At 43.7% G+C, this 15,631-nt stretch carries 9 protein-coding genes; 8 read left to right on the top strand and 1 reads right to left on the bottom strand.

The features are described from left to right. Positions 1-39: 39 nt before the first annotated feature. Together RIH33_RS09640 and RIH33_RS09635 are read left to right on the top strand one after the other, a co-directional pair. A complete protein-coding gene (locus tag RIH33_RS09640; protein WP_406650104.1) occupies positions 40-2,091 on the top strand; it encodes a beta-N-acetylhexosaminidase in 2,052 nt (683 codons plus the stop codon). A 43-nt stretch (positions 2,092-2,134) separates the two neighbouring features. Further along, on the top strand, positions 2,135-2,320 hold the full coding sequence (locus tag RIH33_RS09635) for a hypothetical protein (RefSeq protein ID WP_406650102.1): 186 nt from the start codon (positions 2,135-2,137) through the stop codon (positions 2,318-2,320). Between the two features lie 63 nt (positions 2,321-2,383). On the opposite strand, the gene RIH33_RS09630 is transcribed toward RIH33_RS09635, so the two are convergent. Beyond that, positions 2,384-3,100, bottom strand: coding sequence for a hypothetical protein (locus tag RIH33_RS09630; RefSeq protein WP_406650101.1), 717 nt, complete (start codon positions 3,098-3,100; stop codon positions 2,384-2,386). 265 nt (positions 3,101-3,365) lie between these two features. On the opposite strand from RIH33_RS09630, the gene dnaK reads away from it, so the two are divergent. The 6 genes from dnaK (at position 3,366) to RIH33_RS09600 (ending at position 15,559) form a co-directional block, all read left to right on the top strand. After that, the gene (dnaK, locus tag RIH33_RS09625) at positions 3,366-5,294 is read left to right on the top strand and encodes a molecular chaperone DnaK (RefSeq protein WP_406650099.1); all 1,929 of its coding nucleotides are present in this window, start codon (positions 3,366-3,368) and stop codon (positions 5,292-5,294) included. Positions 5,295-5,839: 545 nt separating this feature from the next. Continuing rightward, the gene (locus RIH33_RS09620; RefSeq protein ID WP_406650097.1) at positions 5,840-7,408 is read left to right on the top strand and encodes a DUF6377 domain-containing protein; all 1,569 of its coding nucleotides are present in this window, start codon (positions 5,840-5,842) and stop codon (positions 7,406-7,408) included. A gap of 245 nt (positions 7,409-7,653) precedes the next feature. Next, complete coding sequence (locus RIH33_RS09615; RefSeq protein ID WP_406650096.1) at positions 7,654-10,746, top strand: SusC/RagA family TonB-linked outer membrane protein; 3,093 nt, start codon at positions 7,654-7,656, stop codon at positions 10,744-10,746. An 11-nt stretch (positions 10,747-10,757) separates the two neighbouring features. Continuing rightward, a complete protein-coding gene (locus RIH33_RS09610) occupies positions 10,758-12,236 on the top strand; it encodes a RagB/SusD family nutrient uptake outer membrane protein (RefSeq protein ID WP_406650094.1) in 1,479 nt (492 codons plus the stop codon). 12 nt (positions 12,237-12,248) lie between these two features. Next, positions 12,249-13,721 (top strand): SusF/SusE family outer membrane protein, encoded by a 1,473-nt coding sequence (locus RIH33_RS09605; protein ID WP_406650093.1) that lies wholly within the window; start codon positions 12,249-12,251, stop codon positions 13,719-13,721. Between the two features lie 83 nt (positions 13,722-13,804). Next, positions 13,805-15,559 (top strand): glycoside hydrolase family 66 protein, encoded by a 1,755-nt coding sequence (locus RIH33_RS09600; RefSeq protein ID WP_406650091.1) that lies wholly within the window; start codon positions 13,805-13,807, stop codon positions 15,557-15,559. Positions 15,560-15,631 lie beyond the last annotated feature (72 nt).

The raw sequence follows: 15,631 nt of genomic DNA, 5'->3' as shown, positions 1-15,631 counted from the left end.
TCCGGCATATTATCAGGTCTTCTACCCCAAAGCGGGAGGATGATTAAAAAATCTTTTCAATTCCAGCTGGTTTTCGTTTGTATACTATTTGGGCCTTACCTGAGTGCTCAGGAGACCGGGCTAGATCTTATGCCTGTACCAAAGCAGGTAGAGATAGGGGAAGGACAATTTGTTCTTAATAAAGATTTTTCCATTTCTCTTACTGGTAACTATCACCAGAGACTGGCTCATGAAGCTACCAGGTTTTTGCGGAGACTGGATCAGAAAACCGCCCTGTTTTTCACCCAGCACAAGGTAAGTGGGGAACTGCCCGGGGCTGAGCTCGTCATCAGTGTGGAACGTCCGGGAGAGGTCAGACTACATGAGGATGAGAGCTATCAGTTGCGGATTGATGCGGAGTCCATTGAGTTAAAAGCGCAGACCGATATCGGCGCTATCAGAGGGCTGGAGACCCTTCTTCAGTTGGTAGGAGTCAGTAATGGCCAAAACATTTTCCCTGTGCTTACCATCCATGACTCGCCGCGTTTTCATTGGCGGGGACTGATGCTGGATGTGGCTCGCCACTTTATGCCCATGGATGTCCTGTATAGAACCCTGGATGCCATGGCAGCGGTGAAGCTAAATGTACTTCACCTCCACCTGGTAGACGATCAGGGTTTCAGGTTTCCAACCAAAGCATTCCCGGAGTTGCTGGAGCTTTCCACTGATGGTCAATATTATACCCGTGAGGATCTGGATGAAATTATTGCCTATGCACATCAGCGAGGGATCAGGGTGATCCCCGAGATAGACGTACCAGGACATGCTACGGCCATTCTGGTGGCCTTCCCCGAGTTGGGTAGCAAGGATACTACCTATACACTAGAACGCTTTTCCGGCATATTTGACCCCACGTTGGATCCCACCAACGATGCAGTGTATGATTTTTTAGATGAGCTATTTTCTGAGGTCGCTGAGGTGTTTCCTGATCCCTATTTCCACATTGGTGGAGATGAAAACCTGGGCAGACATTGGAATGAAAACGAGGAAATTCAGGCCTTTATGAAGGCCAATAACCTGGCCACCAATCACGATTTACAGACCTATTTCAACATCAGGATTCAAAAAATACTTAACAAGTATGGCAAACACACCATGGGTTGGGATGAGATCATGACTCCTGAAATGCCCAAGAGTGCCATCATCCATTCGTGGCGAGGCAACTGGGAAGGTATGGTGGCCAAGCAGACACTATATGATGCAGCCAGAGCAGGCTATGAGACCGTGTTGTCCAATGGGTATTATCTTGATTTGATGATGCCGGCCAGCCAGCACTACCTGGTAGATCCGGCGCCAGCAGAGATGGACCTTACCGAAGCGGAGAGAAGCCGTATTTTGGGCGGCGAGATGTGCATGTGGAGTGAGCTCGTTATCCCTGAGACGATTGATAGCCGTCTCTGGCCAAGAGCGGCTGCTGTGGCTGAGCGACTGTGGTCACCGGAGGAGATCCGCGATGTGCAGGACATGTACAGGCGCCTGTCGATCATAAGCCTCCAGCTGGAACAGCTCGGACTGAAGCATATCTCTTCCCGAAATGCCATTCTTAGAAAATTGGCCAAAAGCAGAGAGATAGAGCCCCTAAAGGTACTGGTGGAGGTGGTAGAACCCATGAAAGGATACACCAGAAACACCAACGGCACACTGTACACCACATTTTCTCCCTTTATGCTCTGGGCGGATGCGGCTACTGCAGATGCTACCGTGGCCCGGGTCTTCAATGAGGACGTAGGTCGATATTTATCAGGAAAACTGGAGGCCAGCCAACTGCGAACACAATTGGATTTGTGGAGCAATAATCACAAAAAAGTACTGCCCATTATCAAACGATCTCCGGCACTTTCAGAGATAGAATCACTTTCGGAAAATCTTTCCAGAGCGGCTGCAATTGGCCTTGAGGCCATCGGGCTTATTGAGTCGGGCGGGAAACCATCCTCCGGATGGGTGAGCCGGAGCCAACAGGTGCTGGAAGAGGCCAGGGAGAATGGCGGGCGCACGGAGCTACAGATGATTAGTGGAATAGCCATGCTCGTGGATGAGTTGAAAGGACTTTGAGTTGAGGGTCAACCCTTTCAGAAATTGACCTTATTTTAGCGCGATGAAAAAGCCCTACAGATATGCGCTGTACTTTGGCATTGGCGTGCTCATCTATTTTGTTATGGATGGGGAGAACAATCCCGAATCACTGGAAGAGGTACACAAAATGGCCCCGGTACTCATTATTGGTGTGGTGGTGTTATTGTTTCTGGTGCGCTATGTCATTAGTAAAAAGGAGAAAGATTAATGCCTGACCATAAAAAAACCTGTTGAGTCAAACTCAACAGGTTTTCATGTCTTTTAGCAGGTGTTAGCTCAGCTGCGCCACCTTCAGCTCCTGAGATTTGGAGTGTCCGCAGTAGGTACACTTGTAATATTTTACAATCAGCCCCTCTTCAGAGGTACTGGCTTCTTTCACCACTTCTTCCTTCAGGTCTCTCATGGTTCGGTAATTACACTTCTCACATACCAGTGCATGAAAGAGCATGTCGTATTTTTCCACCACCTTTTCGCCAGTCTTTTCATCTACCCAGATGTCATAGTCTGCAATGTGATTGTCTTCTTCTTCAATCATCGCAGGGGTCATATACTCATCTTCTTCTTCCTCATTGAGTAGTCTCATAGGATTCCCGGCTTTGGACTTCATCGGCTTAAATCGAATCTTATCGAGGCGCTTCTCCAGTACGAATGGGTAGTAATACTTCACAATGGCCCAAAAGGCATAGCCGAACGCCACACCGATAATAATGGAGAAAAATCCGGCTCCAAAGATGTGGTAGATGGCTGCTTTCCCTATCCAGTTTATGATGGCATAGAAAGCAAAGAATACCAGGCCAAAAGCAACGAAGCGAGTGGCAATGTCGAAATAAACCGTTTCTTTAGCCGAAGCGAAAATAAATTTTTTGGTCCTTTTGCCAGCAGTGGCCAGCATGAAAAAATACGTGATGGTGATCAATATCGCGATGGCAAAAAAAGCAAAACCAATCATTGGAAAATTGGCCAGCCATTCAGGAATTTTATTTTTCATGATCGTTTAGTTAAGACGCTAGGAAGTGTTTTTTTGATTTAGTGCATTAAGTTAAAAAAAAGCGCTCTGGAATCATGCGAATTTTGTGATAAATAAGTTTAAATGCCAATTCTCTGCACAAATCTGTCCGGTTAGACCGTCAGTTTGCGGGGAGTGTTCTGACAATCTGTCATAAATAGGCTGTCATTTTCTTGTTGGCACAACCATTGATAAAAGGATAAACGACGAAAAAGAATTTTCAAGACTTTAAAATAAATAGTTAACAATGGGAAAAATTATCGGCATAGACTTAGGTACTACCAACTCATGCGTGGCGGTAATGGAGGGTAACGAGCCTGTAGTGATTCAGAACAGTGAAGGGCGCAGGACCACACCATCTATCGTGGCGTTTTTGGATAATGGTAACGGAGAGAGAAAAGTTGGAGATCCTGCAAAACGTCAGGCCATCACCAATCCTCAGAACACCATTAGCTCAGTGAAGAGATTCATGGGCAAGAAGTATTCAGAGGTGACAGAAGAAAGAAAGAATGTTTCTTACGGCCTGGAGGCTGGCACCAATGATACAGTGCGGGTGAAAATCGGCGACAGAAATTATACTCCTCAGGAGCTTTCTGCCATGATTCTTCAGAAAATGAAGTCAACCGCAGAGGACTTTTTGGGGCAGGAAGTCACCGAGGCAGTAATCACCGTGCCTGCTTATTTCAACGACGCGGAGCGTCAGGCTACGAAAGAAGCCGGACAGATTGCAGGCCTGGAAGTGAAAAGGATCATCAATGAGCCCACAGCGGCGGCATTAGCCTACGGTCTGGATAAGAAAAATGCAGATATGAAAATCGCGGTGTATGACCTTGGTGGTGGTACATTCGATATTTCAATCCTTGAGTTGGGTGATGGTGTGTTTGAAGTAAAATCTACCAATGGTGATGTTCACCTGGGTGGTGATGACTTTGACGGTGTAATCATCAACTGGCTGGCGGAGGAATTCAAAAAAGACGAAGGACTGGACCTTAGAAAAGATCCGATGGCTCTTCAGCGATTGAAAGAAGCAGCTGAAAAAGCGAAAATAGAGTTGTCGAGTTCATCTTCTACGGAGATCAACCTACCATATATCATGCCGGTAGACGGTGTGCCTAAGCACCTGGTAAGATCACTTTCCAGAAGCAAGTTTGAGCAGTTGAGTGAGGACCTGGTGAGAAGATCAATGGAGCCCTGCAAGAAAGCGTTGGCAGACTCTGGCCTTGCAGCATCGGAAATCGATGAGGTGATTTTGGTAGGAGGTTCTACACGTATCCCCAGAATTCAGGAAGAAGTAGAGAAGTTTTTTGGCAGAAAGCCTTCTAAAGGAGTAAACCCTGACGAAGTAGTGGCCATAGGTGCTGCGATTCAGGGTGGTGTATTGACCGGAGAGGTGAAGGACGTCCTGCTTTTGGATGTGACACCACTTTCTTTGGGTATTGAGACCATGGGTGGTGTGATGACCAAACTGATCGAGTCCAACACGACCATTCCTTCTAAGAAATCTGAGACGTTCTCTACAGCAGCTGACAATCAGCCTTCTGTGGAAATCCACGTGCTCCAGGGCGAGCGACCAATGGCGAAGGACAACAGAACCATCGGTAGATTCCACCTGGATGGTATCCCACCAGCACCAAGAGGAGTGCCTCAGATCGAAGTGACATTTGACATAGATGCCAATGGTATCCTGCAAGTGTCTGCTAAAGACAAAGGCACGAACAAAGAGCAGAAAATCAGAATTGAGGCTTCTTCCGGCTTGACCGACGAGGAAATCGAGAAAATGAAGCAGGAAGCTCAGGCCAATGCAGAGTCTGATAAGGCTGAGAAGGAAAAAGTGGAGAAAGTAAACCAGGCCGATTCGTTGATTTTCCAAACGGAGAGTCAGTTGAAGGAGTATGGTGAGAAACTTTCTGAGGGCAACAAAACGGCGATTGAAGGAGCCCTGGCTAAGTTGAAAGAAGCACATGCATCCAGAGACATAGCAGCGATAGATGCTGGTATGGAAGCACTCAACGCCGCATGGCAGGCCGCTTCTCAGGAGATCTATGCTGCACAGCAGGCTGCAGGTGGAGCAGAGGCAGCGCAAGGTGCTGATCCTACTGGCGGAGCAGATGCCGGCAATGCCGACTCTGACGTGTCAGATGTAGAGTTTGAAGAGGTAGACGAAGAGAAGAAGTAGTCCTAACGGACGCACTTCAGGCCTTCCATTTAGGGGAAACCCGGGCCCGTGCTGACAGCAGTGTCAGTAGTGTTCTTGTAGTCACCCTACAGAGATAGATTGAAAACCCTGGTCTTATTAAGAGGCCAGGGTTTCTTTGGTTTAACCTGTGAAAATGAAAGGGAGGAGAGTCTTATTAAACCTGCGGATCATTTTGATCCATCCGAAAAGCTGTGGGGAAGGTTAGAATAGTCGAATTTTGTGGTCAAAAAAGGTCCCTTGGAATTCATCATTTTTCATATGATCAGTTAACAATTCGGTTAACAAGGAAGAAGGTGCCTGGACATTCTGAGAACTCTAAGGCAGCTAATCAATGAACCGACTTACACGATCCAGGGGCTATCTATTAAATGCCTTGCTTTGACTCAAGTACTTAATTATCTTGAGCTAACTATTTGAGAGCCTATCTAATTAGTTTTGTTGCTCTTGAGTCTTATTTTGATTTGACCTTCCACTAGTTTTAATATTGGTTTCTCATGTTTATGCGCTTTCTGCTTAGCCTCCCATTGATAACTCTAGCCTTTACCAGCTGGGCAAACACTGACAGCCTGTTGCAGGAACTAAATCAAACCATTACAAATCAGAGTCAATATGTTGAGCAGAAACAGCTACGGATTCTGCATTATAAAAATAGGCTTAGTAGTGAAATGTCAGAATTTGAACTTTTTCAGGTCTGTGATTCACTTTGGCTTGATTACAGTTCCTTTCAGTTTGATTCTGCTTTTAAGTATGGGAATAGAATGTTGGAGTTAGCGGAAAAAATGGCTGATTACCCAAAACAAGCGGAAGCCAAGTTAAATCTTGCTTTTATTTTTCGTTCGGCGGGCATGTACAAAGAGGCATATCAGACTTTGGAAGGTATTAACTCATCCACTTTGCCAGTAAGTCTGGCTGTCAGATACTATGAATCCATGGGGCGCACCTACTTCGACCTCAGTTCCTTTAACAATGTCGATTATTTTGTGGAGCGCTATGGTAAACTCGGCAATTTGTACCTTGATTCAGCATTGTCATTAACTCAAGATAATACACTCCAATTCTATCGCTTAAGGGGATTGAAGGCAGAAGCAAGTGGTAATTACCGGGAGGCCTTATATCTTTTCCATCAAATCATCGAGCAATTTGACGTTAGCCTACATCAAAAAGCCATGGCATTTTATTCATTGGGCAAAATTAACAGGGCGCTAAACAACGAAAAGGAGTACTTGGATATGATCATTCGTGCAGCCATTGCTGATATTCAGTCTGCCACAAAAGAAACAGTAGCTACTATGGAACTCGCTGGCTATATGTACGAGCAAGGTGCTATTGAGCCAGCATCAATCTACATTGACCAGGCAGCAAGAGACGCTAAATTTTACGGAGCTAAACAACGAGTCATTCAAGTTTCAAGCCTGTTGCCGCTGATTGAGAGTGCTATGCTACTAAATGCTCGGGATAAGAGTAAAAAACTTTTGGGTTATCTGGTATTGGTCAGCGTTCTTTCACTGCTAATTGTTTTTTTCGCTTTCATTATATACAGACAAAACCAAAAGCTAAACAGAACCAAGAGAAGCCTGTCTCTCGCCTACGAAAACCTGAAGGAATTAAACGAAAAACTGATCGAGTCTAATGCTATCAAGGAGGAGTATGTTGGTTTTTCGTTTGCTAAGGATTCTGAATATCTCCATAAGCTTGATAAATTCAAAATGGATATTAACAAGAAGCTTATTGAAAAGAGATATGAAGATTTGAAATACACCCTAAAACAGTTTGATATTGAGAGCGAGACAGCAAGGTTGAATAAAAAATTTGATGAAATATTTCTAAAGCTTTTTCCAAACTTCATCTCGGATTTCAATTCATTCTTTAAAGCGGACGATCAGTTCAAGCTGGATGACGAAAACCCGTTACCTACTGAGTTGCGGATTTTTGCTTTGATTCGAATCGGGATCACTGAGCACGAGCAAATTGCCAGTATTCTTGGCTACTCTGTACGCACTATCTACAACTACAAAAATAAAGTGAAAAAACTGTCTGTTCTTTCGAGTGATGAGTTTGATGTTCATTTAATGAGAATTAAGACGTTTGAGTAACTGCCTTTAATCTTTTAGCCTCTAAAATTGACCAAATCCATTTACTTTTTATTTACCTCAAATAGTTGAGGTGGATTTTGAAAATATTTCAATATCAGTGAGTTACATGACTTAACTATTGAAAATATTTTACCTAAAAGCCTGAAAAATTTCTAATTCATATTAAGCTCGACAAGTTTGCTTAATCGATGTGGTCATAACAAGGATCATGTTTTCATTTAAGTCTAAACCAAACGTAAGAGCGTATGAGTTCAATTTTACACATGAGTTTTCTCGACCCCATGCTGATTGAAAAGGTTGGGAGGAAAACAGCCAAACTTGCCTTGTTCATATGGGCAGTATGTGGTATGCTGACAGTTCAAGCAAATTCACACGAGTTATCTTTAAGCGATGAACAGCAAATTGATGATATAGTTGTAACCGGAAAGGTCACCGATGAAAATGGAGAAGGGTTACCTGGCGCCACGGTCAAAGTCAAAAATACCTCTTTAGGTACAATAACAGATATTGAGGGAAACTTCTCGTTGGAAGTTCCAAAGGATGCGGTGCTAGTATTCTCCTTTGTCGGATATATGTCTCAAGAAGTTGTACTAAATGGGCAATCTGTTATTAACGCTTCCCTATCTACAGACCTCACCAGTCTCGAAGAAGTTGTTGTAATTGGCTATGGAAAAACCAAAACCAAAGATCTAACAGGTGCAGTATCCATAGTTGATCCGGATGACCTGGGGCAACAACCAGTCTCCAATATTGGTGATGCAATTCAGGGGAGAGCTGCCGGAGTTAGCGTTACTACATCTGGACAACCCGGAAATAATCCTACATTTAGAATAAGAGGTACCGGAACCATCAATAACAATGATCCTTTCATTGTAGTTGACGGAATGCCTTTAAATGGCGGACTGAACCAAATCAACATGAGTGATATAGAGTCCGTTCAAGTGCTGAAAGACGCTTCGGCAACAGCCATTTATGGAGCTAGAGGAGCAAATGGTGTGGTGTTGATCACTACAAAACGAGGAATGAGGGGGGAAGCATCAGTCACATTTGATGCCTATACGGGAATCACTGAAGCTACCAATACACTTGATGTTTTGAATGCAAAGGAGTTTGCTCAGCTAAGCAATGAGATGTTGACCAATGGAGGTTTGGACCCCAATCCTGATTTTGCTGACCCTGAATCTCTTGGAAACGGAACCGACTGGTTAGGGGCATTTTTTGACAGAGGAAAAGTAAACAGTTATACACTTTCTTATTCCAATGGGAATGATAAATCCAACGTGTATACCTCTTTAAATTATTTCGATCAGGAGGGAATCATACTGAATACCGGTTATAAAAGATACAACCTTCAATTCAATACTGATACGGAAATTACCAGGAACGTAAAATTTGGCAATAGCCTTAAACTCAACCATGACATTAAAGAACAGGGAGAGTTTAATATTCAAAATGCAATTCTTTCATTGCCCACCCAGCCAATAAGACGTGAGGATGGCGGTTTTTCAGGTGCTATTGGACAGCCTTTGTACTCCGGAGATGTTGATAACCCGATTGGGAAAGCCACTATTGTGGATATGAGTACTCGTGGATACAATGCACAAGGTTCACTCTTTGGAGAAATTACATTCTTAAAGTATCTCACTTTTAAGTCAATCGGAGGCGTAGAAGCTAATATCTGGAAAAACCGCACATGGACTCCATCTTATGAATGGGATTCAGATATTTCACAAAATGCATACTTATATGAAGCGGCTAATCAAAGTATCACTTTACTGTGGGACAATACCCTTACATATCAGCAAAGTTTAGATAACGGCTTGAATTTAACTGCACTTATCGGATCAAGTGCACAGCAAAATGATTTCGAATTTATCAGTGGTTCTATTCAGGATTTTCAAAGTGAAGAAACACAAACATTGAACAATGGAATCGCGCAGATGAACTTGGATGGTAGTGGGTCTGAATGGGCGCTTTTTTCTTATTTCGTAAGGTTCAATCTGGACTTTGAAAGCAAGTATTACCTCACTGGAACAGTAAGGCGGGATGGTTCATCCAGATTTGGTGAGGGTAACAGATACGGTACATTCCCGTCAGGCTCCGTGGCCTGGCGAGTATCACAGGAGGATTTCTTTGATGTTGGCTTCATAGAGGATCTGAAAATAAGAGGTGGATACGGTATTACCGGAAATCAGGAGATTGGAAACTATTCATTCGCGTCCTCTTACAACACTTACCTCTACAACTTCAACAACACTTTTGTAAGTGCTGTTGTGCCGACCGTACTTCCCAATACGAATGTTCGGTGGGAGTCACAGGAGCAAATAAATGTCGGATTGGATTTGACAATGTTCAAGGGTAGAGTAAGTGCCACTATTGATGGATATGTTAAGAATACGAAAGATATGCTGGTTCCTCAGTCTGTTCCGGTAACATCGGGCTATTCTGATATTTACGTACCGTCAATTAATGCCGGACAAATGCGAAATAAGGGTATTGAGACAGTTATTAATACCGTGAATATTGAGCATGAGAAATTAATCTGGACATCTGATATTGTGTTCTCTTTCAATCATAATGAAGTGATTGATATTAATAGTGAAACGCCGTTGACCCGGGGAGGAATAGGACTTAACTATAACCTGGCAAGGATACAGCCCGGATATCCGGTCAACGTCTTCTACGGGTTTGTTACAGATGGCATCTTTCAGACAGATGAGGGTGTACAGCAAAGTGCCGTCCAGATTCCTGGGAGCTCATCAGCGACTAGTACATCAGCAGGTGATATCCGGTTCCAGGACCTGAACAATGATGGGATTATCAATGACAATGATCGGACTTTCCTTGGCAACCCCAATCCAGACTTTATTTATTCATTGAATAACACCCTTACCTATGGAAATTTTTCATTAAATATCTTTCTGCAGGGTGTTCAGGGAAGGGATATTTTCAATGCTAACAGGATATATACGGAAGGAATGGCTATTACAACAAACCAGAACGCATCTGTTCTTGATCGATGGATGGGGCCTGGTACCAGTAACACCATGCCTCGGGCTATTTATGGTGATCCTAATAATAACGCCAGACCTTCAAACAGGTACATTGAGGATGGATCTTACCTAAGAGTTAAAAATATTACACTGGCCTATAACATCCCTGCAAAGCTTATTGGCAGAGGGAGCTTTGGAGGTGCGAAGGTCTACCTGTCTGGTCAAAACCTGTTCACTTTCACTAATTATTCTGGTCTTGATCCTGAAGTGGGTGTAGATGGTATCGATAATAATCTTTATCCGGTGACAAGAACTGTATCGATTGGACTGAATGTCAAATTTTAAAGATGACTAATATGAAATTGCTAAGAAATATATATTTATCCATGGCCGTACTGTTTTGTGCAGCCTGTTCTGAAGATTACTTGGAGAAAGCGCCTCTTGACACAATAAATACGGGAAATTATCCTACCAATGAATCTGAGCTGGTTTCTCTTGTAAATGGGGCATACCAGCCATTGCAATGGCCTAAGCTGTATAATTTGCGTATGTGGACAACCGACATCATGGCTGGAAACAGCATAGTTGGTGCGGGCGGAGGTACAGATGGTATCGAGACTCAGGATCTTTCCAATTTTGTTACCACATCTGATAACGCCGGGGTACTTGATCTTTGGAGAGGACCATGGCCGGGCATACTGCGAGCAAATATTGCGCTGGAAGTGGCTCCCGAGCTGAGTATTGATCAGGAAATCAAGGATCGATCAATGGGAGAGGCATATTTTCTCCGGGCGCATTATTACTTTATTCTAGTCCGCTTTTTTGGAGACGTCCCTCTGATTGTAGAACCTCAAAGTGCAGATGATGATCTATATCCTGCACGTGATTCGGAAGAACTCGTTTGGGCGCAGATTATTTCAGACCTGGAGCTGGCAGTAGATCTTTTGCCAGAAAAAAACACGTATTCTGCTGGTGATTTGGGCAGAGCTTCTAAAGGCTCGGCACTGGGAATGTTGGCAAAAGTACACCTAACATTAGGTAATTGGCAACAAGTAGTGGACCTTACCTCAGAGATAGAGGGACTAGGATATGACCTCAATGAAAACTACGCAGATAACTTCAATCCGGCTGCTGAAAATTCTGTAGAATCTCTTTTTGAGGTACAGTATGCAAGTAATGGCGGCTATGGTTTCTGGGGCAATGAAAATCAGGCGGCCTGGACGAGTGCATTTATGGGGCCGAGAGGCTCAAATTTTGTGGCAGGCGCTTATGGATGGAATCAGCCCACAGAGGAGTTTGTAAATTCTTACGAAGAAGATGATCTACGAAAAGATGCTACCATTTTGTATGAGCAGGGTCCACAGTTTGATGGTAAGTCCTACGACGCAGCATACTCCCTGACAGGATATAATGTTCGTAAATTTTTGGTGCCCTTGGCTGTCTCGGCATCCTATGACAATAGTCCGCTCAATTTTCCAATTCTGCGTTTTTCTGACATCCTATTGATGAAAGCAGAAGCATTGAATGAGTTGGGTCAAACCAGTGAAGCGGAAACACCGCTAAACCGCGTACGAGACCGTGCAGGGCTGGAAGACATTGCCACGGGCTTAAGTAAAGAGGGTTTTCGGGAAGCAGTATTACATGAGCGCAGGATGGAATTGGCTTTTGAAGGACAGCGCTGGTTTGATCTCATCCGCGTGGGAGATGGAGCATATGCACTAGCTTTTCTTCATTCCATAGGTAAGACGAATGCTACCACCAATCATTTGCTTTTACCCATCCCACAAAAAGAAATCGATACCAATCCAAAACTATCTCAAAACACAGGATACTAAAATATTATCGATATGAAAAATTCATATAAAATCAGTTTATTCTCTTTCTGGGCCTCAGTTTTAATCGTTCTTTCCGCAACGTCTTGTGAGAACGAACTGGAAAATAACGAGATCACAAAAGATGGGCAGCTTAGTCTTCGCTCTTCTGATAGTGTGTTGGTGCTGCAGCAACAGTTTGCATCTAACCAACTTACTTTTAACTGGACACCAGCAAATAATGGGGGTTCCGGATCTTCTATTGACTACTTGCTTGAAGTAGACCTTCAAGGAAATGACTTTGCTTCACCACTTGCGTACGATATGGGTAAGAATACCTTCACCTTTTCCTATGAACACAGCACCTTAAATAGCATTTTGCTCTCTACTTTTAGCGCTGAGCATGGTAAGCCGTTAGTTTTAGAGGCACGAATCACAGCCACACTTGCAAACGGTAACGGAGAAGCTCAGGTGGACACCGCTTCGGTTGTAGTTACTCCTTACAAGCCGGTATCTGCAGAACTTTACATGGTAGGTGACGCCACACCAAATGGCTGGGACATTGCCAATGCTACAGCTATGACTCCAGCAAGTGAAGCAGGGGTCTTTACTTATCAGGGTGCGCTTTCTCCAGGTAGCTTCAAGTTGGCTGTAAATCAGGAAGATTGCTGGTGCCAGGATTTCTACACTAAAGATCCATCTGACTCAACAGTGCTGATATACAATGAAGGCGGAAGCGGCGATGACCTGCAGTGGAGGATTACAGAAGGGGGACAGTATCTTATTGCGGTAGACTTAATTGCACGTACTATCAGCATAGAATCCTTTGAAGGTCCGGCATTCTCCACCCTGTGGATAGTCGGAGATGCAACTCCTAGTGGTTGGACTGTAGACACACCGGAGGAGATGACTCAAAGCCCAAATGATCCGTTCATATTTACCTATGAAGCGCATTTGACACCAGGTGAATTCAAGATTTTCGCAGGTCCTCTTGGTGACTGGTGTGGAGAATGGTTCAGACCATTGGAAAACCATCAGGATATTACCTCCGACAAGGTAGACCAAAATGCCGGTTGCGATGTAGACAATAAATGGCAAATCACTTCAGAGACAGAGGGTAGATATAAAATCTCACTAAACACCCTTGAAAGTACCATTTCTATTGATCCCGTAAACCTGTATTTGATAGGAGATGGTGGTCCAAACGGCTGGAACATTGCGAGTCCTGAGCCACTGACTTACAGCAGTGGAATTTATACTTTCAATGGCTCATTAGGTGCGGAAAACGCCACAGGTGAATTCAAGTTTTCCAAGTTTTCCGGAGATTGGTGTGATGGCGAGTGGATTAACGCTGCTACAGAAAATCAGTCTCTTACAAATACAAATTACATTGTGACTCAGGGATGTGATGGCCCTGATAATAAGTGGAAACTTGCCTCAGGAGCTGCCGGCAACTATGAGATCACCTTTGACCTGGATGCCGAAGTGATGACCATAGAACGGCAATAGTGTAAGGGTAATTTTCAGATAATGATTAATAAACACAAGTGACGGTGGTTGAGTTACCACCGCCACTTGTAAAAAAGCATACAATGAGGAGCGATTTAGTAAATATGATTTTGATTTTGCTGTTGTCCATTTTCTTTGGTTGTAAGGAAAATGACGGTGAATTCGTATACATACCTGAGGATTCAGTAGCAAACATCAGTCTTAGAGTAGTAACAGATCAGGCAAGATATACTCCTGGCACCGAGGTGATTTTCACCGCTGATGAGTTGCCAGAAGAGGTAATTATCAGGTACAGCCATTTGAATGAAGTCCTTGCGGAGGAGCCAATGACCAGCAAGACCTGGACCTGGACACCCCCCACTGATGATTTCAAGGGGTATATGGTTGACTTTTTTCATGTTGTAAATGGCGAAGAGCAGGTCATCAGCACCGTAGCAATAGATGTTTCATCAGACTGGACCAGATTTCCCAGGTACGGCTTCTTATCGGAGTTTGGAGATCTTTCAGAGAATGACATAACAGACATCCTTTCAAATTTGAAAGATTATCATATCAACGGTCTACAGTATTATGATTGGCACAATAAGCACCATTCGCCACTTAAAATGAATGGTACCAGTCCGGCTTCAACCTGGGTAGATGTTATCGGAAGACCTATCTCCTTTGCATCAGTTGAAAGTTACATTAGTAGGGCTCATGAACTAAATATGGCTTCTATGCAATATAACCTGCTCTATGGAGCGTGGGAGGATTATGACATGGATGGCGTATCAGAAGAGTGGATGATATACAGTGATGCCAATCACCAGAATGTGAATAAGCATGATCTTCCGGATGATTGGCAAAGCGACATTCTGGTGACCAACCCTGCAAACCAAGAGTGGCAAAAGTACATTTTTGAAAAGACTGCATTGGTATACGATCACCTGGAGTTTGACGGCTGGCACCTTGATCAGTTGGGTAACCGTGGGAACGTGTACGATTATTTCGGAAATGCTATTTCCCTGAACGAAACTTATGCCCCCTTTTTAAACCATCTCCATGCAGGATTTCCGGATAAGAAGATGGTGCTTAATGCTGTTAATCAATATGGGCAATCGGAGATATTGAATACTGCGGTGGATTTTGCTTACACTGAAGTTTGGGATCCCAACAATACCTACAAGGCGCTTGCAGACATTATCCTTAAAAATAATGAGTGGAGCAACGGTGAACTAAATACGGTACTTGCTGCATATATGAACTATGATTTGGCTAATAGTCCCGGATCATTTAACACTCCGGCTGTACTCCTCACAGATGCCGTAATCTTTGGGTTTGGAGGAGCACATTTGGAGTTGGGAGAGCATATGCTAGCTAAAGAATACTTTCCTAACAACAATCTGAAAATACGGGGTGACCTGAAGAAAGCGCTACTGGAGTATTATGACTTTATGGTGGCCTATCAGAATTTACTTAGGGATGGGGGTGAATTTATATACCCCGAATTGGAATCCGGTGATGGCAAAGTAACCATAAGTTCCTGGCCACCCCAAATGGGGCATGTGTCCGCGTTTGCCAAAGAATTCAGTAATAGGCGGGTAGTACATTTAATCAATTTTAATAGTGCTAATAGTCTGAATTGGCGTGATACTGATGGCACCCAGCCTTTTCCAACAGAAGTGAAAAACTTCAGGGTCAATTTTATCAGCGATCAACCGATAACTAAAGTATGGTGGGCTTCCCCGGACGTAAATGAGGGAGTATCCCAGGAGCTTGATTTTGCTCAAAATGCTAGCCAGGTTTCACTTACGCTACCGTCTCTAACTTTCTGGGACATGTTGGTTGTGGAATACTGAAATGAGTCATCTCGAAATAAAAGTTAATGCGTCGGAACAGGTTTTTTTGTCCGACAGATTCCAAATAATAAG

The sequence above is a fragment of the Marinoscillum sp. genome, assembly GCF_040222955.1.
Classification (GTDB): Bacteria; Bacteroidota; Bacteroidia; order Cytophagales; family Cyclobacteriaceae; genus Marinoscillum.
This window is presented reverse-complemented; position numbering and strand designations above follow the sequence as displayed.

What these genes read in the sequence shown, in the direction of transcription:
- RIH33_RS09640 (WP_406650104.1), top strand. Translation starts at nt 40, where the DNA reads ATGATTAAAAAATCTTTTCAATTCCAGCTGGTTTTCGTTTGTATACTA.
- RIH33_RS09635 (WP_406650102.1), top strand. Translation starts at nt 2,135, where the DNA reads ATGAAAAAGCCCTACAGATATGCGCTGTACTTTGGCATTGGCGTGCTC.
- RIH33_RS09630 (WP_406650101.1), bottom strand. Translation starts at nt 3,100, where the DNA reads ATGAAAAATAAAATTCCTGAATGGCTGGCCAATTTTCCAATGATTGGT.
- dnaK (WP_406650099.1), top strand. Translation starts at nt 3,366, where the DNA reads ATGGGAAAAATTATCGGCATAGACTTAGGTACTACCAACTCATGCGTG.
- RIH33_RS09615 (WP_406650096.1), top strand. Translation starts at nt 7,654, where the DNA reads ATGAGTTCAATTTTACACATGAGTTTTCTCGACCCCATGCTGATTGAA.
- RIH33_RS09610 (WP_406650094.1), top strand. Translation starts at nt 10,758, where the DNA reads ATGAAATTGCTAAGAAATATATATTTATCCATGGCCGTACTGTTTTGT.
- RIH33_RS09605 (WP_406650093.1), top strand. Translation starts at nt 12,249, where the DNA reads ATGAAAAATTCATATAAAATCAGTTTATTCTCTTTCTGGGCCTCAGTT.
- RIH33_RS09600 (WP_406650091.1), top strand. Translation starts at nt 13,805, where the DNA reads ATGAGGAGCGATTTAGTAAATATGATTTTGATTTTGCTGTTGTCCATT.